The following is a 19697-nucleotide window of genomic DNA, read 5'->3' as shown; positions in this document are numbered from 1 at the left end:
CTGCTTTAGCAGCAGTTGAGTAAGTAGTGCGGTTGGCGGCCGCTTTCATGCACCCTCACGGGTGCAGCTGGTGAAAGACCCTTATAGGGTCAGTGGAAACCGCCGGCTAAGCCGGCGGTTTTGATTTCAGTGCGTTGGAGCAGCAGTTCTAAACCACTCAGAACGTCTCACGGACATGCTTCTTCACGGAGCTGTACAGACTGGAGAGGGCCGGCTTAGATACCAGTGAACCGATGAGATGGATATCAGAGGTTTTCTGATAGGCTTTCAGCTCCGCGTAAAGATCTTCTTTCTGATACTCCGGACGGATATGGGGGAAGATCTGCCACTGCCTGGCTGTGATCAGATGCCTGATTTTTACACCCGCCTTTCGGATGTCTTCTGTCATGCTCCGGATCAGTCCATCATGAAGCTCACCATAGGCATAGGCCACGAGGACCGTCTGATCCTTCTCTTTGTATGTATGAAAGAACTGGATTTTCTCCTTCTCATCAAAGTTGGACCTGTAGTAGGTGGTGACGATGTTTCTGTCAGATACTTCATAGGCGCAGCTCACATAGGAGTTGACGTCCAGTCTGCCCATGAAGGTCTTCAGATAGGCGTCTTTCAGAATCTCAGGCTTTACCATGGTGGCAAGAAGCACCTTGTCGTATTCCGATACCCCGTGGGTAGTGGTGATCCGTACTTTTTTGTCATGGGGAAGGATCTCAGTGATCTCTGCTCCATAACGGATGTCGCCGATCTCTTCTCCGAGTTTTCGGATGATCTCTGATACGCCCTCACTGATGAAGAGAAGCTTGTCTCCTCGGATGAAGGAGTGGATGGTGGAGAGATTGAGGATACTGAAGGCGTAATAGGCCATGATTTCTTCGCTGTTTCCGAAGCCGTAGGAAGAAAGATAGGGCGTCATGACCGATCGGATATACTTCATCTGATGTTTCCGCAGGAATTCTCCCAGAGGAATCATCAGCTCCTTCGTCATGAAATAATCCGTGCTTTCATCCGGTACCCGGAGGGAGGTTAGTATTTCCTTCAGTCTTTCCAGTTCCTCCAGGAGCAGAGGCACCTCCTTATGGGTAAGATGTTCGGTTTTCTGATGATTTTCATCCAGAAAGTGGCGATAGGTGAAACGCTCCGTGAAGGGTACATTCAGGGTGTGAAGGAGCTCCCTGATCTCTTCATTGAAGCAGAAAGCAGTGCCCATTTCCACAGGAAGCCTCTTCTTCTTCAGGGTCTGACAGTGTCCGCCAAGAATGGACTGCTTTTCATAAACCGTGACCTTTATGCCTTGCTTCTCGAGAAGATAGGCTGCTGTGAGGCCGGAGAAGCCTCCACCGATGATGGCAATATGCATTGAAACTTCACCTTCCTTTCTAGTAGATCCGGTCTATATAGGCCCAGAGGGGCAGAATAAGACTTTCGCCTGTCACATGAGCGTGATATTCCGTGGGCGACAGGAGAAGCCCATTATAGTCTGACTTCTGATGGATGTTGTAGTTCCTGATTTCCCGCTGCAGATGGAGCTTGATGCGGTCAAGGGGCTCCTCCGAGAGAAAGAGGGGCATCATGGAAGACAGGCAGGACCTCTGATATTCCTGCTTCTGCCCTCTAAAGTTCTCCTGCAGAGGATGATCTTCTTCCAGAAAGAACAGGGTCATGTCGAATCCGCTGGACTGAAGGATTTCCTGAATATCCAGGGAGAAACCCTGTCTGCTCTTTGCGCTCATCTCCAGACCATCGTGAAAGCAGAGATATCGCGGACAGAAATTCAGGCTGTGGGCCACAGGGATCGCTGCTGCAGTGAGAAGATCCATGAAGCAGGAAGCGGACAGCTGGCTGTATAGTCTCGTGCAGGCGATCTTGCTTCGATAGTCCATGAGCGTATAGGCATAGACCATATCGGAGCTTTCATGGCTGGCACAGGGCGTCAGAAAGAAGTGCATACATTCGCCGCTTTTCAGCTCGTGAAGAGGGGGCAGGGTGAAAAGAGGCTGCGCGGTTTTCTTCCTGGCAGAACGGATGCGCTTCTCTCTGGTGGAAAGCCCGTTTCTTCTCATGATGTTGTAGACGCAGGATTCACTGACCTTTATGCCGTGGTTCTCCAGCAGATAGCTGATTTCCCTTGGTCCGTACTCCGGATGATTTCTGATGTGGGTAAGGATCTTATCCTCTGTTTCCTTGGGTGTGATGTTGGAAGGGGTCAGGTGTTGCCTTCCCGGCTGAAGACCTTTCATGCCGGACGCTTTATAGCGGGAGAGCCACCTGTAATAAAGGGTCCTGGATATGTCGTATCTTCGGCAGGTGTCAGATATTCCCTCGGTCTGTCCTTCCATGAGGATCTCATACTTTTTCTTCGGATCCATTTTCCCACCCCATTTCGTTTTATTCGTATTAATCAAAATTTTAACATACAAGACTGGTTATTACAATGAATGGAAATTATTTTACTTTGGCCTGGTGTTAACATTTTCCGCTGAGAGGGCCTGATGAAAGAATCTGGAGTCAGCTGTACACACTTTGCTAAAGTAATTATTGTGTTAAATTTCAGACAAAGAGTGCTATTGTAGCACCGAAAGGCCGTTGATATAATCAACCTGAAATAAGGATAGGGGTGAGTTTATGAGTGAACTGAAAGTGTTTTCCATAAGGAAGAATATTCATGAAGACAACAAGATGGTGGCGGATGAAACAAGAGCAGCCCTTCGGGAGAAGAAGGCATTCATGATCAATGTCATGTCTTCACCTGGCAGCGGAAAGACCACCATGCTGGTGGCTACAGTCCGTGCATTGAAAGACCAGATGAGGGTGGGCGTCATTGAAGCGGATGTGGACTCTGATGTGGACGCGAGGACCGTCCAGCATGCCGGAGCCAAAGCGGTGCAGATGCACACGGGAGGCCTCTGCCACATCGATGCCACCATGGCCAGAGCAGGGGTGGACGAACTGGATGTGGAAGATGTGGATCTGGTGTTTCTGGAGAACATCGGAAACCTCATCTGCCCGGTGGGTTATGACACAGGTGCCATGAAAAACATCGCAATTCTGAGCGTACCTGAAGGGGACGACAAGCCGCTGAAGTACCCGATGATTTTCGCGAAAGTGGATGCGCTGCTTATCAGCAAGATCGATACGCTTCCGTACTTCGATTTTGATCTGGAGGTGCTTACGACGCGTGTCAGGGAACTGAATCCGGATATCAGGATCTTCCCGATCTCCTCAAAGACCGGTGAAGGCATAGAGGAATGGACAACATGGATCAGAGAGCAGATGGAAGGAGAAATCAATGGCTAAAAAGATGGAAAAGACCAACTTCAACAAATCGGAGCGGTTCAACTTTGCCCTGAACTGGGCGGATGTGGACGGCAGAGCCTACAGACAGGAAATACTGGATCTGGCCAATAAGATCGGGAGAACCAAGGCGGGCAGCAGCCGCGAGGCCATCCCTTTTGGTCCGGAATACTATGCGCTGGCATCGATTCTGACGCCTTTTCAGGCGGAAGTGGCCATGCATGTGGCTTTCAGAGACAAGAAGAGTGCAGAGGAGATTGCCGCTTCCTGCGGGCAGCCCCTGGAGAAGGTGAAGGAAGCCCTGAAGCACCTGGCCTGGACCGGCGTCACCTTCTGGAATACGGTGGATGGCGTGGATGTGTACTGGCACGACATTTTCGTTCCGGGACATCTGGAGATGATCAACAACAACAAGGAAATTGTGGAAAAATATCCGGAAGTGGCGGAAGCCTTCTACTATTTCGGCAGCAAAAAGGGACCCATGGCAGCAGGCATCATGCCCATCGGCGGCGGCCCCATGAGAGTGGTGCCCATCGAACGCTCCATAGACGGAAACACCAAAAGAGCCACCTATGAGGAGATATCCAACTATCTGGAGGAAGCCCATGTGTTTTCCGTGTCGGACTGCTCCTGCAGAACTTCCCGCGAAGCCATGCATGAAGGCTGCGGCCATCTGAAGGAAGACATGTGCATTCAGCTGGACCATGCGGCGGAGTACTACATCAAGACCGGCAGAGGCCGTGAAATCTCGCGGGAAGAAGCTTATGACATCATCCGTAAAGCGGAAGACAATGGACTGATGCATTCCCTGCCGAATCTGGACTCTCCCGGACATACCCATGCCATCTGCAACTGCTGCGGCTGCGGCTGCTATGCCATGAGGCTGGCCAATGAATATCTGAACAATGACATCGTCCGGTCCAACTACCGGTCCGTGGTGGATGAGGAAAAATGCGTCGCCTGCGGAGAATGCGTCGATGTCTGTCCCACCAATGCCCTGCGTCTGGGACAGAAACTCTGCTCCAAGACTCCCATCGATGAGACCATCACCACGGTGACGCCAAGAGACACCGAATGGAAGGAAGACAAATGGAACAGCGACTACCGTCTCAACCGCAAGAATGCCATGGATTCCGGAACGGCGCCCTGCATCACCAAATGTCCGGCCCATATTCCGGTACAGGGATACATCAAGCTGGCTTCTCAGGGGAAATACGCCGAAGCACTGGAGCTCATCAAGAAGCACAATCCTCTGCCTGCGGTCTGCGGACGCATCTGTCCGAGACTCTGCGAGGAGGACTGCACAAGAGGGGACTTCGATGAAGCGGTGGCAGTGGATGACATCAAGAAATTCATCGCGGAGAAGGATATGGACGCTGATGCGAGATATATTCCAAAGAAGAGGCATGACTACAGTGACAAGAAGATCGCCATCATCGGGTCGGGTCCTTCCGGACTCACCTGTGCCTACGATCTGGCCCTGGACGGATACGACATCACCGTCTTCGAGAAGGAAGAAAGGCTCGGGGGGATGCTGACCCTGGGGATTCCATCCTACAGACTGGAAAAGGATGTGCTGGAAGCGGAAATCGACGTCATCCGGGAAATGGGTGTCAAGTTCAAGACCGGTGTGGAAGTGGGCAAAGACATCAGCATAGAAGAACTGAGACGAAGTGGCTTCAACGCTTTCTACGTGGCCATCGGAGCATCATCGGGGAGAAAACTGGGCATTCCGGGAGAAGAGACTCCTGAAGTCATGAGCGGCGTGGACTTCCTGAAAAAAACCAATCTGAATCAGGAAACGGGCGTCAAGGGCAAAGTGGTGGTCATCGGGGGCGGAAATGTGGCCATCGATGTGGCCAGAAGCTCTGTTCGACTGAAGGATGTGCGTGAAGTGGAACTCTTCTGTCTGGAAAGCAGGAAAGAGATGCCGGCTCACGTTGAGGAAGTGGAAGAGGCCCTTTCCGAAGAGATTCTCGTCAACAACTCCTGGGGACCCACCCGCATTCACCATGAGAACGGAAAGGTCACCGGAGTGGAGTTTAGGCGCTGCCTATCGACCATAGATGACAAAGGAAGGTTCAATCCGCAGTTTGATGATAAGGAGACCCTCTACGTCTCCTGCGACCATGTGCTGCTCTCCGTGGGACAGACCTTCGCCTATGGGAACCTGCTGGCAGGTGAGGATGTGAAGCGCACGGGAAGAAACACCATTATGGTGGACCCCACGACGCTGCAGTCCACAAAGCCGGACATTTTTGCGGGCGGAGACGTGGCCAGCGGACCAAGACTGGCCATTGATGCCATCGCAGCCGGAAAGGAAGCGGCCGTATCCATTCACCGATATGTTCAGCATGGCCAGTCCCTGGTCTTCGGTCGGGACAACCACTCCTACATCATGCTCAGCAAGAAGAATCTGGAAGTGGGCATGGATTATGACGGCACAGAGCGGCAGAGAACTCTCCATGTGGATGGAAAGGTCTCGAAAACCACCTTCAAGGATCTCAGGGGTATCCTCACGGAAGAGCAGATTCAGAAGGAAACAGCCAGATGCCTGGGCTGCGGCGCCACCAAGGTGGATCCGTATCTCTGCGTAGGCTGCGGAGCCTGTACCCTGCGCTGCAGATTCGACGCCATCAGTCTGGAAAGGGTGTACGACGTCAAGGGATTCGAAATCGATGATCTGCCCAAGGCGGTGCTGAAGAATGCCGTGAAGAGAAAGGCGAAAATCACGCTGAACAGAATGAATCCCTTCGTGAAAACGAGATAGGAGATGAGGTGGATCTATGCATGAATTAGGAATCGTATATGAGGTGATCCGAGTGGTGGACCGGTTTGTGGTGGACAACAGACTGACGAGAGTCGACAAAATCATTCTTGAAATCGGTCAGCTGTCCCAGGCCATTCCGAGATTCATCGAGGAATGCTATCCTGCGGCAGTCAGTGAAACGGACTATGAAGACACGAAACTGGAAATCATCACCTTGCCCGCCATGGGGAAATGCCGCGTCTGCCAGGAAGAATACAATGTGGTGGAGAAGAGAAGAATATGTCCATCCTGCGGATCAGATGGATTTCATCTGATCTCCGGGCAGGAGTTCAACATCAAGGAAATCGTCGCTTATTGAAAAAGGGGGAATAATAATGGGTTTTTTGTATGAAGGAATGGGTCTGGATGGTTTTTCAGCCCTGGTCGCATTCATCGGTGTGTTTCTTTTTCTGAACGAGATCGCAAGACGATCGAAGGTCATGTCGGTGGCTCTGTTTTGCATACTACCGGTGGTCCTGGCGGTGCTGGTGTTCTACGGTCCCCTGGGCTCGCCTACAGGAAACACCTGGTTCGGCTGGGTGAAGGTGGTCTCTGCGCTCATCGGGGTCTACGGATTTCTTCTGATCCGATTCACGAAGCTTGGTGAAAAGAAGTTCGCTGCCTATTTTCCGGCAGCCATCCTGTCCATCAACATTGCGGAAGCGGTCTATCGCGAGTTTCAGGTCTATGCGACCTACAAGACCCTGACCGTGGATGAAGGCGGCATTCTGGTTCTCGGGGGAACCTGGAATATATTAAATGCTCTGGCAGGCATCCTCACCATCGTGACCCTCACAGGATTTGTGGGAATCCGAGTGTCCAGAGACCGCACCAGAGACATGATCTGGCCGGACATGACCTGGATGTATGTCATCGGCTACACCCTCTGGAACTTCGCCTATGTGTACAACTGCATTTCCACCCGGTCTCTCTATGCGGGATTTGGAATCCTCATTGCAGCCATCATTGCAGAATACGTATTTAAAAGAGGGGCGTGGCTTCAGCATAGAGCCCAGATTCTCTCCCTCTATGCCATGTTCAGTCTGTCCGTTGATTTCCAGGCGGCATCCTATTTCAAGGTTCTGCCTACCTACACGGAAGGAGCGCTTATGGCCTTAAGCATCACATCCTTCGTGTTCAATCTGGGGGTCTTCGCCTACATGCTCTACACAGTGAGAAAGAGAAGGAGCAATCCCATCACCCAGGAGATCTACGGGCACACCGCCTCCTACCAGAAAACAGTTCTGGCCAACAGCTTATAAGAACATAAGGGACAGGAAGTGCAGCTGCATGACCTGTCTCTTCTTTTTGATTCCAGTAAAGGGGAAATTTCCTGGCTAAATGATTCATATGGAGCCCATTGAGAGCCGGAAAAGGCCTCTCCAATAAGATCAAATGGAAGAGAGGTTCTTCAGCGAAAAATAACGAAATTCACGATAATTGACAAGGAAAAAATAATTAGTTTGATATATGCCCGGATACTCTTTACAATACGTATAGACATGAATGGATCCGATACGAAGAATCAGGGCAGCTGAAAGCATGAAATGCATGTTGTCTGAAATGAAACATCAGTGCCAGATCTGTTGCAATGAAACTATAGAATAAGAAGAGACAGACTGAAGCTGAGATAGGGTTTCAGTACGTCGTTGGAGGAAACCAGATGAAAATATCAAAGAAAGATGCCCTGCAGTGGTTTGAATTCTTCGCCATGCTGCCGGAAGAGGAAGAGCTCATGATCCGGCAGCAGGAAATCGTATATGCCACCTTCGCTCAGATCGAGGAAGCCATCGAGGATCGAAACGACAGACTCATGGAAGACATTCCGGGTCTGAAGAATCTTGCGAAAAGAACCCTCTATGTGGGAGAGGATGAGAAGTTTCCTAAGGGATGTAAATCCTGTCTTCTGGGCACGGGTCTCAGCGCCATCCGAAAGACCAACCGGTGCAACATCGAGTGCAGATTCTGCTACAATTATGGAGACCTGGATAACATTCCGCCTGTGGGAGAAGGCATGTGGGAAATCGGAGGAACCAAGTTCTACGAGAAAGATCTGGATCTTCTTCTCTCCACATACAGAAAGCCCACGGGAGTCTGCTATGTCTATCTGGAACCTTTTCTGGAAATCGAGAAATATTATCCGGTCATCAGAAAGTTCAAAGAGGCAGGGATTCATCAGCATCTCTACACCAACGGAACCCTGGCCACAGAAGAGAATCTGAAAGCCCTGGGCGAAGCGGGTCTGGATGAAATCAGATTCAATCTCGGTGCAGCAAACTGCTCCGACAAGGTCATTGAAAACATCGGCATCGCCAGGAAGTACATAAGGAATGTGGGCATTGAGACACCCATGACACCGGAGTTCTTTGATGCGTTTCTGAAGAAGAAGGACAAGATTCTCGGCACGAAACTGGATTTCATCAACTGTGCAGAGCTTCATCTCAATGAGAACAACATCGGAAACTACGAGGGTGAGAACATGTATATCGCCAGGCACGGCTACATTTCTCCCATCTGGAGCAGGGAGCTGACCCTGAAGTTCATGAAAATCGCCGATGAAGAAGGATGGGGGATCGCAGTACATGATTGCTCCAACCATACGAAGTTTGCAAGAAATCTCAATCTCAGCAGCAAGGAAGGCAAGTGGTTCGGTGCCAGTGATTATGTCAGCGAATTTGCCAGAACGCCTTTTGAAGCGTTTCTGCCGATCCTCAGAGATGACAGCTTTCAGTTTCTAAGTGAGGAAGAACTGCCGGCAGGCTATAAGGCAGGGGAGCTGTTTTTCTAATCATTCTGAGGGGAGGTCCGTAAAAGAATACAACAGGTGATCTCATAAGACAATAAGAACAGGAATCCATGAAGAACGTAGCGTAGAAGAATACGCTTCAGGAGTTCCTGTTTTCTGATTTCATTTCCTGGGATAGCAACTCCGTTCTTTTTTCTGAGCTGTTGACATAAATCTCAGGAATCATTAAGATTGTACACACAAGAGAATGCCAGTGCCTGAAGAAGAACCTCCTACTGGGAGAATCCTTTAAAAGTTCAGCACCTCTACATAGATTCATCAGAGACAGTGGCCATAGAAGGAAGGAGATGCCCCTATGTCAGAAGAAGTCTGGGAAATATATAATGGAAAATTGAAAAAATATATCAGAAGTAAAGTGTCCGACGCATTTGAAGCGGAAGATCTTTTTCAGGAAGTGGGTGTCAGGATCACTCAATCTGAAGCAAAGATGTCAGAAGTCGAAAATATGGAGAGCTGGCTTTATCGCATTGCGACCAACGTGATTTATGATTACTACCGGAGAAAAGACAAAGTGACATATCTGGCGGATATAGAAACAGCATTAAGCAAACGGGATCCGGTTTCTGAAGAAACCAACTACAACCGTGAGACAGCAGCCTGTCTTCTAGAAATGGCTGAACTTCTGCCGGATACCTACAAAGAGGCCCTCATCCAAAGTGACTTCAAAGGTGTTCCCCAGAATGACCTGGGAGAAAAATGGGGTCTGAGTTATTCCGGAGCAAAAAACAGAGTCCAGCGTGCGCGAAGAAAGCTCAAGGAAACCATGCTGGAATGCTGCGATGTCCGATTGGATCATCAGGGCAATATCCTAGAGCTTGTGAACAAGGACAGCCAGAATGGAAAATTTATCTGCAGAAAATGTGATTGATTCGGGTCTTTTTCTGAACTTCCCCGTCTTAAAGTATAGAAGTTTTACAGACGGCTTAGGAGGTTTAAAATGAAGATTTTGATTATTGAATGGAGACACCTTGATGTGAATGGGGAGACCTGTGACCGATGCGATGATACGGGAGAAACGATTCAGGAAGAAGTGGAGCGACTGAACAGAAAACTGGAGTCACAAGGCGTGCGTGTTACATGGACGGATACAAAACTAGGCGGCATTGCGCTTACACAGTCCAATACCATCCTCTTCAATGGAACTCCTCTGGAAGAACTACTGGATATCAGAGTATCTGAGAATTACTGTGCATCCTGCAGTGCCCTGCTGCATCAGGAATCCTACTGCAGAAGTGTATTTTATGAAGGCGTGGAGTATGAAGATATTCCAGCCAAGGCGATCCGAGAGGCAGCCTATAAAGTCCTGCGTCTTGATGAACAGGAAGCGGCCGAGATGGTTCTTCCAGGGGATCGTAAGGGATGCGGCTGTGGAACCGACTGCTGCACACCATAAGAAATAGAGGAGGCCTCTCTTTCTCTGTACCAGAAAGAATTCTATGGTTTTCTTGAAGAACTCTGATGCTCCTAGGGCGTAGTTCTATGTTATGATTAAAAGAAAAGTAGAATTGAAAGAGGTGCAGAATATGAGTGAAGTCCGATCCAATGCTGACCGGTTCATCTCCGCATACAATCAGCTGGACGAGTATATGAGACAGAATCTGGGCAGTGACCGCAGAAACACCACCTACTATCATCGTGTCCACGGCATGGCGGAGCGAAGCGCCACATTCCGGAAACACAAGGAACTGCTCCATTCCTTTGGAGAACTGAGAAACGCCATTGTCCATGATTTCGGCAGAAATGGGATGCAGATCATCGCCGAACCTCACCTGGAACAGGTGAAAATATATGAGAAAATTCTCATGGAAGTGATGAATCCGCCCAACGCACTGGATAAGCTGGCGGTGAAAACAAAGGATATCTATACACTGGAGCCTGGGTATGAGGTGCTGAAAGCCATGAAGATCATGGCCAGGGAAAACTACAGCTATGCACCGGTGCTCTACAACGATCAGCTGGTGGGGGTCTTCTCGGAAGAGAGCATCTTCGATTATCTGAAAGATCATGGCTCCGTGGATCTTACCAAGGGGCTCATCATGAAAGATGTGGAAGAATACACAAAGCTTGAAGCCCATCGCAGCGAAGTGTTTCAGTTTGCCTCCCGTCATGAGACCGTGGCGGATCTGGAAGAAAGACTGAAAAAGACCAGAGACCAGAGGAGAAGGATGGAAGTGGTCTTCATCACAGAGAAGGGGAAACCTTTTGAAAAGCTTCTGGGCATGGTCACCATATGGGATCTGGCCAGCGAGATGGTTTAACAGAAAAATACAGCGAAAAGGGAAGTGCCGCTCATGAAATCATGGGGGGCGCTTTCCTTTTCCTTCTTCGGGCAGGATTATTAGAACCTTCAGCGAAAATTCACATTCACGCAATCCTTCTGAACTATTATGAGAAGAAAGGCAGGAAAGGTAACGAGAGGAACAGATCGGACGGACCGAGGAATAATTATACAAAGTTTTCGTGGAAATATGCAGAAATCTATTGCATCGTTTTTCAGTATATGTTATTTTATAATCTGCTTAAGAAATGGAGGTTAGTAATGATTAATAAATTGAAATTCATCTTTTTGTCCATCTTCGGATTTATTTTCTTTCTGATGCCTTTTTCCATCAACGGAGAAAGCAAGATCGCCATCTCTCACATTGTGAATTTCGTCACGGGAAACATCCTGGATCCCTTCATTACATTCACGGTGATTGTGGCCTGGATTGTACTGCTTGCGACGCTGCTTTTCATGTTTTATACATCCAGCAGCAACTTTCTCAACTCGTTATTCAAGGCATCGCCGCTGAATGTCGTGCTTCGTGTGGCCGGGTCCTTTCTGTATCTCATGGTCATCAACAGATGGTTCGAGGGCTTCGGATTTGCAGATATGATCCTGGATGGAAATACAGGAGGCCTCATGGCGGGCGAAGGGGGGCTTCTGACCACCCTGTACATCACTTTCTTTGTGGGGATCCTTGCACTTCCACTCCTGACCCATTTCGGCATCGTGGAATTCATCGGGATTCTTCTGGGGCCAGCTGTGGTGAAGCTCTTCAGAGTACCTGGCTATTCCACCATTGATGCCATTGCCTCCTTTGTGGGAGATGGAACCATCGGTATTGTCGTGACAGACAACCAGTATCAGAGAGGGTACTACAACAGGCGTGAAGCCTACATCATTGCTACGTCCTTTTCCATCGTAGGAATCGCCTTTGCTTCCGCAGTGGCGGAGGAGCTGGGTTTCGGGCATATCTTCCCGGTGTTTTACGGGTCCATTGCACTGATCACGGTGATTCTGGCTTTCATCACTTCCAGAATGCCGCTGAAGAAGTTCAAGCCTGAATACTATGAAGGCGTCACACCGGTGACGGAAGACATCCCTGAGGGAAAAACCGTGTTTCAGCATGCCTACGACTCTGCAATCAGGCAGGCCGGGTCCGCCAGGATATCCGATGTCATCGTGGAATCTCTGAAGAATATCCTGAACATCTATGTGGGCTTTCTTCCAGTGATCATGGCGGTGGGTACCCTGTCTCTGGTCATCGCGGAATATACACCTTTCTTCAGTCTCATAAGTGCTCCACTGGTATATCTGTATGAGCTCATCGGTTACAGCACGGAAGTGGCTAAGGCTATGGCTCCAGCATCTCTGGCCGGTTTTGCGGATATGTATCTGCCTGCACTGTTCATCGGGGGATCTGTATCGGAAGCATCCAGATTCTTCATCGGAGTATTGGCCTTCACACAGTTGGTGTTCATGTCTGAAACAGGCATGATTCTGGTGAAGACGAAGATCGGTCTCAGCTTCTGGGATGTGATCAAAGTGTTCCTTTTCAGAACACTGCTGTCCATTCCACTGCTCATTCTGATCACAAACCTTCTGGCGGCCCTGGGTGTTCTGTCCTTCTGATGAAATTTCACAATGTGACAGATGCTACTGTGCAATAAATAATAGACTGCACAGGAAAGAGCGTACAGGTGAGAACCAGAATCAATGATTTTGAAGATGAAAATGATTTCCATCCAACGGGGATGGGAATCATTTTTTTGTTGAAGTTCATGGGAGAAGAGGCATCGTCTGCCTGCACAGCCATAATGTGGAGGATAGACGATTCGTGAAAATGAAGATATAATTCCTTATGAAACATGCGATAGAACGGAAACAGAAGGGGATAGAGCATTCCTGACAGAATAAAGCTGCAGTTGGAGGAGTAACCGTGAGAGAAATAGATCAGATGGCAGTGGAAGCCACAGCAGACGAAGGGAAACTTTCCACCTTTATCACAAGACATGAACCATTCATTCTGAAGACCGCGTCTAAAATCTCCAGACAGTATATAACAAAAAGTGATGATGAGTGGTCGGTGGCACTGGTGGCCTTTTCCGGTGCTGTATCGAAATACGACTATGATCGCGGCAGTTTCATGGCCTTTGCGGAAAAGATGATTCATCAGAGACTTGTGGATCACTTCCGGACCAAAGGAAGATTCAGCGTGGAAGTGCCTGTGGACTTTATTGAAGAGGAGGCCATGGTGGAAGAAAATGATGCTTGTCTGAAGAACGAGATCGAAGCAATGACAGCGATTCTGGGAGCGTACGGGTTCAGTTTCATGGACCTGGCAAACTGTTCACCGAAGGCGAAAAAGACCCGCAGCGCCTGCGCCAGAGCAGTGCGTTATCTTCTTCATGAGCCTGTGATGATCAGGGAGATGAGAGCTTCCAGACAGCTGCCGATGAAAATAATCGAAAAAAAAGCGGAAGTACCCCGAAAAATTCTGGACCGTCATCGTAAATACTTAATAGCAGCGGTAGAGATACTTTCCGGGGATTATCCCTTTCTCTCAGAATACCTGAAATACATAAAAGAGGAGCGCTCATTATGAAAGCGACAATTGTAGAAATCAGAGGGCAAAGAGCAGTGGTTCTGAAGGAAGACGGATCCTTTGAAAAAATGAAAGCCTGCAATCATTCAATTGGAGAGGTGGTAACCATGAAAGAAAAGAGAAATTCGGGGATGGGAAGGTTTGCGTCCATGGCAGCAGCGGCTCTGTTCGCTGTCCTTCTGGGAGGCGGAGCCTATACCTATGGCCTGGCGGACTACTACGTCAGTGTGGACGTGAATCCCGGAATCATGCTGGAAGTGAACAGGTTTGATCGCGTCATCGGCGTGGAAGCAGTCAATGAGGATGGTGCGGAAGTCCTGAATGAACTGGATATCGAAAACAGAAACATCACGGAAGTCGTTACCCTTACGGTGGATCGGATCGCTGAACTGGGATATTTTGAAGAAGAAGGCGGAGAAATTCTGATTTCGGCCCTTGCGAAAGAAAACGAGGATGCGGAGGAAACCGCAGAAGAACTGGAAGAAGCTGTGCAGGAAGAAATTGAAGAAGACCAGCTGAATACTGAAGTGACATCCAAGGTAGTCGGATATGAAATGGTTCAGGCAGCCAGAGAGATCGAAGGCATGACACCTGGCAAATACAACATCATCGTGAACCTTCTAGGCATCGCACCAGAACATGCGAGCGAGTATGCAGATACGTCCATCAAGGAGATCATGAAGGAAGTCAAGGCGGCAAGAGAAGCTGAAGAATCTGAAATGGAAGTGGAAGAAGAGGCGGTGGACCAGACTGACCTGGTGGAAGAACCATCGGAAGACCAGGAAGAAACACCTGCGAAGCAGCAGGAGAAGAAACTGGAAAAAGAGGAAAGAAAAACACAGAAGGAATCCGAAAAAGCTCTGGAGAAACAGCTGAAAGAAGCGGAGAAAGCCACGCGAAAAGAAGCCAGTGAAAAAGAGAGAGAAGATCGGAAGAACCCGGCAGATGAAAAAGACAAGGACACTCCTGAAGAGTCTGAAAGGAAGTCCAACGGAAAGGTTCCTGGTGGGCTCGAAAAGGAAGAAAATAACGGCAGATAGAAAACCGGATGCATGTTTCATGGAATCGGCAAAGACCTTAGAAGCCGATTCTAGCAGCAGTCTTTTCAGGCTGGCCCTGATGCATGATGTGCGTAAAGAGATAGCCTTTCCCATGAAGGGAAACAAGATGAAAACACCCCAATGTAGTATCTGACTCTATACAATTTCAGCAACATGATGCGGCCACTGGTGAAAGCAGGCCTGCAGTTTGTCAGAAGAAAAGGTTTCTTCCTGTGATGGATGAAACGAACTCTAAGACGGAATCTGAAGATGAAACTGGTTTTTACTGTATAAGAACCTCCAAGGAAGCAGTGATCTGATATAATGGATTCAGATCTGCTTCCATGGGGGTTCTATTTTTTTCAGGAAAACACACCTTCTGAAAAGCGTGAAAGTGGTATGCGTAAAAGATAAGAAAGAAGCATGGGAGAAAAGAAGAGGGGGGATTGCATGAAAATTACGGAAACAGAAAGACTGATCCTGCGTACACTGGAAGTGAACGATCTGGATGCGCTCATGGATATCTGGGGTAGCGATGAAGTGATGAAGTACTGCGGGGGTGCAGGGACGCGAGAGCAGGAGCTTCGTTCACTCCAGTACTACATCGATATGCAGAAGGAGAGAGGGTTCTCGTCTTATCTTGTCATTCATAAAGATACTCTGAAGGTTCTGGGGGTCTGCGGATTCAATCCTCCTCATGAGGAGTATGATGCGGAGCTTATGTATCATTTTGCAAAGCCGCATTGGGGAAAAGGATATGCCAAAGAAGCGGCGAAAGGCTGCCTGGCGTATGCAAAGGAGAAGCTTGGGCTACGAAGAATCGGTGCCTTCGTGGATCCTAAGAATACTGCTTCAAAAAGGATACTTGAGAAGAATGGATTCCGATTCATCGGGAAGAAATGGTTTGAGGATACAAAGCAGGATGAACTCTGCTTTGAACTGGAACTGGAGCGCCCAGGAGAATAGCAAGCTTCAAATGAACTGATAAGGAGAAAACCAGAATGAGATCCTGTTGCATGATCTTCTGTCTGGTTTTTCTTGTGGGTAGGTTTCATCTATAAAAGCCTAGAGAACGGCTTCCTCTGAATAGGAAAGAAGACATGGACAGACACATGATTCTATTTCGCAGTTAATCAAAAGTAAGTACGAAATATTATTGAAATGATAATATTATGATGATTACAGGAAAATAATATCAATAAATTCTGAGAATTATTGAAAAATACATTGAACCTCAATGGCTTAGATAATATAATTAAACCAGATATGAAATGGTGATATGTATGATATTGCTATTTTATTAACAAACAGGGGCTTCTCACATATACATTTTGCGCAGGAAAGTCTTACAGGAGGGGAATAAGATGTTCAAATATGATCTGGTTGTAATAGGTTCAGGAGTCGGGGGGTCATCTGCAGCTTATCAATGCCGTGAAGAAGGCATGACGGTGGCGGTCATAGACAAGAAACCATTCGGAGGTACCTGCGCGCTGCGCGGCTGCGATCCGAAGAAAGTGCTTGCAGGGGTGGCTGCCCTGATGGACCAGAATCGAAGGATGAAAGGGCTGGGCATAACAGAAGGCAGCAGGATAGACTGGGAAGAGCTCATGGCGTTCAAGCGGACGTTCACCGACAAGGTGCCTCAAAGCAGGGTGGATGCCTTTGAGAACGCAGGCATAGACACCTATCATGGCAAGGCGACCTTTCTCAGCAAGAATGAGGTACTGGTGAACGGCAGGAAACTGACCTTTGACCGTCTCCTAATCGCAACTGGTGCGAAACCGGCGCCTCTTTATTTCACTGGAGAAGAACATCTCTCTACCAGTGAAGATTTTCTGGAACTGCCTCATCTACCGAAGAAACTGGTCTTTGTAGGGGGTGGATTCATTTCCTTTGAATGCGCTCATATCGCTGCACAGGCCGGCAGCGAAGTGCACATTCTCCAAGGCAATGACCAGGCGCTGGAGCATTTCGATCAGGAACTGGTGAAATTCCTGGTGAAAAGGTCGGAGGAGCTTGGCATCCGTGTGCATTTCAATGCCGCACCGTTCCTCATTGAAAAGAAGGAAGACCATTATGAGGTCTATGCGGACCAGGACGGAGAAAACATCATCTTCACCTGTGACCAGGTGTTTCATGGAGCGGGAAGAATACCCGACATAGAGGACCTGGACCTTGAAAAAGGCCGTGTGGAGTTCACTAGAGACGGCATTGCAGTCAATGAGTATCTTCAGAGCATAAGTAACCACAGGGTTTACGCTGCAGGAGATGTGTCGGCCACCAAAGGATACCCTCTGACACCGGTGGCGGCGAAAGAATCCATGGTGGCGGCGGAAAACATCTATCTGGGAGATGGAAGGAAAGTGAAATACGGGCTGATGCCTTCTGTGGTATTCACAGAGCCCAAGCTTGCCATCATAGGGCTCACGGAGGAAAGCGCTGTGAAGAAAGGCTACGATGTTTCCGTTCATCGCATGGAGACAAAAAACTGGTACACCTACAGAAGAACCAATGAACCCTACGCCATGGTGAAGACCGTTGTAAACAAGAAGACAGGAAAGCTCCTGGGCGTGCACATCCTTGGCGGCAATGCCGATGATATGATCAACTATTTTGCTCTCATCATGAACTTCGACCTGCCTTATGATGAAGTAAGAGAGATGATTTTCGCCTATCCCACTTCCGCCTCGGATCTGTCCTACCTCCTGAAGTAGTGCAGAATCGGAAGATCATGCAGTAATGTGTAATAGAACTATATACGGAGCCTCGGATGGAGTCGGTGAAAGACCCCTCTGAGGTTTCTGCCCTGAGAGGGAGAGTGCAGAGAAGGCATAACGGAGGAGGAGATTGCAATGGCGAAAATTGTCGGTGTTGGAGGATTATTTCTGGAGTTCAAAGGAGAGAAAGGAGCGCTCCACAGTTTCTATAAAGAGGTGCTGGGTATGGATATGTCGGAGTACGGCTCCGGTTTCACGGAAGGAGAGCAGATGATGCTTCTGTCTTTTAAGAGAGAAGGAGAGAATGTGCCGCTGATCAACTTCCGTGTGGACGATCTCACGGCGTTCATGGAGATTCTGAGAAAGAATCGTCTCGAAACCGATGAGATATCCGTCTATGAGTACGGGAAATTTGCCCACTTCACGGACCCCTTCGGAAACTACATCGAGCTGTGGGAACCGGAACCGGAGAAATACAAAGAGATGGTCAGAAAAGAGATGGAAGCGTATCTTGAAGAATTCTGAATACAGAAGCAGAAATGAGGAGCATCACGGAGGTTTAGATGGGGAAAAAGAAGAAAAGAAGTAAAGTGGAACGGGAACCGGAAATAGAGCAGGATGAAACCTTCTATTTCATAGCAGGCTATACGTCCTGGGGATTTCCCTATGGGGTGACCTGGGAACAGGCTTATGAAGAGGGGCTCATGGATGAGGAAGAGAAGAAGAGGTGGGAACAGGCTTATGAAGAGGGGCTCATGGATGAGGAAGAGAAGAAGAGGTGGGAACAGGCTTATGAAGAGGGGCTCATGGATGAGGAAGAGAAGAAGAGGTGGGAGAAACTCCATGCGGAAATAGCCGATGAGGACATCCCATTCTGAAAAACACCAGGAAGGGCAAGGTAAAATGAAAGCTTGAAAGGGGTTACCATATGATCATACAGTGTACCAAAGTCATGGGAGAGAAAATGGGCAGGGCTTTGCCCTTGCTGGAGGAGTCTCAGAAGGAGGCCCAGCATCCTCTGGGTCTATGGCATGCGCATATGACGAAAGTGAATCGAAGAAACACAGTAATCATGCTGAATGATCGGACCCTCTATGCTGTGGTTCTTTACGGCTTGAAAAAGAAGGAAATGCTCCATATCGAAGAAGAGTTGGAACTGGGCATACGAGAAATGCTGAAGGTCGATGGCTATAATGAGAAAGTGATCCAGTCATATTTCAACGCCGCTTCCTCTATCCTTCTGGCAAGAGAAACCAGCCGCAGGATTCAGGGTAAAATCACCATGGTGAAAAGAAGCCTCGAGTACAGTGATGATCTGGACCCTTCAAGGATTCGTCAGAAGCTTATCGGTGCAAAGATCAACAGGGGCTGTCACAGGATGAAAGACGGCAGCCTGATGGTTCCGGAAGAGGAAATGCTTCTCGAGCTTAAGAAGTCATTCAGCTCTCTTCTGGAGAACAGTCCCATCAGGGAGTTTCAGCATTATGAGCTGAAGATAAGACTGAAACTGGATTATGAAGATATCTGGAGACGGGTCTCCATTCCCTCCTGGTATACGTTCAGGCAGCTCAGTCATGTGATTCTGACGCTTTTCGACTGGCAGAACTATCATCTCCATGAGTTTCTCATGAAAGATGCTCAGGGAAAGCAGATCATTATTCAGATGGAGGACGATCCGGACAGGCTGTTCTCCGATCTGCGTGATTCCATGGAGCTCTATCAGGAGCAGTTTCTGCCTTTGGAAGAGATCCTTTCTGACGACATTTCAGAAATCACCTACATCTATGATCTGGGGGACTACTGGGAGCATGAGATTAAGGTAGAAAAAACCACCATGCGTGAAGAGAAACTGCCCTTCTATCTGGATGGAGCAGGAGAAAGACCGCCGGAGGATGTGGGCGGTCCTGGCGGCTTTGAAGAATATCTTGAAATTCTGGCGGACAAGACCCATCCTCAGTATGAGTTCATGAAAGAATGGGCAGAACCGCTGAGGGAAAGAGTGAACAGCAAAGAAGAAATCAATAGAAGGCTGAGACGCACCCTCTTCGGATACTACTGGTGACAGATATAGTCAGTGCACGATACAGCGATAAACAGATGAATACATTCTGAATAGTAAAGAAAACTGAGCGGTATCCCCATGGGGTGCCGCTCAGCTTTTTAACTTAG

General features: G+C 48.6%; 18 protein-coding genes. 16 read left to right on the top strand and 2 right to left on the bottom strand.

Features of this window, described 5'->3' with window-relative positions:
• Window positions 1-157 precede the first annotated feature (157 nt).
• On the bottom strand, window positions 158-1354 hold the full coding sequence (locus tag J3A84_RS13660) for an FAD-dependent oxidoreductase (protein WP_207600600.1): 1197 nt from the start codon (window positions 1352-1354) through the stop codon (window positions 158-160).
• Window positions 1355-1373: 19 nt separating this feature from the next.
• The gene (locus tag J3A84_RS13655; RefSeq protein WP_207600599.1) at window positions 1374-2363 is read right to left on the bottom strand and encodes a helix-turn-helix domain-containing protein; all 990 of its coding nucleotides are present in this window, start codon (window positions 2361-2363) and stop codon (window positions 1374-1376) included.
• A 256-nt stretch (window positions 2364-2619) separates the two neighbouring features.
• Between J3A84_RS13655 and hypB the strand changes: the two genes are divergently transcribed.
• From hypB to J3A84_RS13575, 16 genes are all read left to right on the top strand, one after another.
• Window positions 2620-3291: a hydrogenase nickel incorporation protein HypB gene (gene hypB / locus J3A84_RS13650; RefSeq protein ID WP_207600598.1), complete on the top strand. Its 672-nt coding sequence runs from the start codon at window positions 2620-2622 to the stop codon at window positions 3289-3291.
• Window positions 3284-6058 (top strand): FAD-dependent oxidoreductase, encoded by a 2775-nt coding sequence (locus tag J3A84_RS13645; protein ID WP_242694249.1) that lies wholly within the window; start codon window positions 3284-3286, stop codon window positions 6056-6058. Before hypB ends, J3A84_RS13645 begins: the two co-directional genes overlap by 8 nt.
• Before the next feature lie 16 nt (window positions 6059-6074).
• Window positions 6075-6416, top strand: a complete 342-nt coding sequence (locus tag J3A84_RS13640; RefSeq protein ID WP_207600597.1) for a hydrogenase maturation nickel metallochaperone HypA/HybF — start codon at window positions 6075-6077, stop codon at window positions 6414-6416.
• Between the two features lie 16 nt (window positions 6417-6432).
• Window positions 6433-7359: a DUF5692 family protein gene (locus J3A84_RS13635; RefSeq protein WP_207600596.1), complete on the top strand. Its 927-nt coding sequence runs from the start codon at window positions 6433-6435 to the stop codon at window positions 7357-7359.
• A gap of 401 nt (window positions 7360-7760) precedes the next feature.
• A complete protein-coding gene (locus J3A84_RS13630; protein WP_207600595.1) occupies window positions 7761-8885 on the top strand; it encodes a radical SAM protein in 1125 nt (374 codons plus the stop codon).
• 313 nt (window positions 8886-9198) lie between these two features.
• A complete protein-coding gene (locus J3A84_RS13625) occupies window positions 9199-9771 on the top strand; it encodes a sigma-70 family RNA polymerase sigma factor (RefSeq protein ID WP_207600594.1) in 573 nt (190 codons plus the stop codon).
• Window positions 9772-9840: 69 nt separating this feature from the next.
• Window positions 9841-10296, top strand: coding sequence for a DUF2703 domain-containing protein (locus J3A84_RS13620; protein WP_207600593.1), 456 nt, complete (start codon window positions 9841-9843; stop codon window positions 10294-10296).
• A 130-nt stretch (window positions 10297-10426) separates the two neighbouring features.
• Window positions 10427-11161 carry a CBS domain-containing protein gene (locus J3A84_RS13615; RefSeq protein ID WP_207600592.1) on the top strand — a complete coding sequence of 245 codons (735 nt, stop codon included), beginning with the start codon at window positions 10427-10429 and terminating at the stop codon, window positions 11159-11161.
• A 281-nt stretch (window positions 11162-11442) separates the two neighbouring features.
• The gene (locus tag J3A84_RS13610; RefSeq protein WP_207600591.1) at window positions 11443-12798 is read left to right on the top strand and encodes a YjiH family protein; all 1356 of its coding nucleotides are present in this window, start codon (window positions 11443-11445) and stop codon (window positions 12796-12798) included.
• A gap of 307 nt (window positions 12799-13105) precedes the next feature.
• A complete protein-coding gene (locus J3A84_RS13605) occupies window positions 13106-13771 on the top strand; it encodes a sigma factor (RefSeq protein ID WP_207600590.1) in 666 nt (221 codons plus the stop codon).
• A complete protein-coding gene (locus J3A84_RS13600) occupies window positions 13768-14811 on the top strand; it encodes an anti-sigma-I factor RsgI family protein (RefSeq protein ID WP_207600589.1) in 1044 nt (347 codons plus the stop codon). The genes J3A84_RS13605 and J3A84_RS13600 overlap by 4 nt, the downstream gene beginning before the upstream one ends.
• A gap of 450 nt (window positions 14812-15261) precedes the next feature.
• On the top strand, window positions 15262-15777 hold the full coding sequence (locus tag J3A84_RS13595) for a GNAT family N-acetyltransferase (RefSeq protein ID WP_207600588.1): 516 nt from the start codon (window positions 15262-15264) through the stop codon (window positions 15775-15777).
• Window positions 15778-16175: 398 nt separating this feature from the next.
• Entirely contained in the window at window positions 16176-17525 is a 1350-nt protein-coding gene (locus tag J3A84_RS13590) for a dihydrolipoyl dehydrogenase family protein (RefSeq protein ID WP_207600587.1), read from the top strand.
• Window positions 17526-17663: 138 nt separating this feature from the next.
• The gene (locus J3A84_RS13585) at window positions 17664-18053 is read left to right on the top strand and encodes a VOC family protein (protein ID WP_207600586.1); all 390 of its coding nucleotides are present in this window, start codon (window positions 17664-17666) and stop codon (window positions 18051-18053) included.
• Between the two features lie 38 nt (window positions 18054-18091).
• Window positions 18092-18406: a hypothetical protein gene (locus J3A84_RS13580; protein ID WP_207600585.1), complete on the top strand. Its 315-nt coding sequence runs from the start codon at window positions 18092-18094 to the stop codon at window positions 18404-18406.
• Window positions 18407-18456: 50 nt separating this feature from the next.
• Window positions 18457-19590, top strand: a complete 1134-nt coding sequence (locus J3A84_RS13575) for a plasmid pRiA4b ORF-3 family protein (protein ID WP_207600584.1) — start codon at window positions 18457-18459, stop codon at window positions 19588-19590.
• The last annotated feature ends 107 nt before the right edge of the window (window positions 19591-19697 follow it).

Origin of the sequence: Proteiniclasticum aestuarii, assembly GCF_017368455.1 — a bacterium.
Lineage (GTDB): Bacteria > Bacillota > Clostridia > Clostridiales > Clostridiaceae > Proteiniclasticum > Proteiniclasticum aestuarii.
This window is presented reverse-complemented; position numbering and strand designations above follow the sequence as displayed.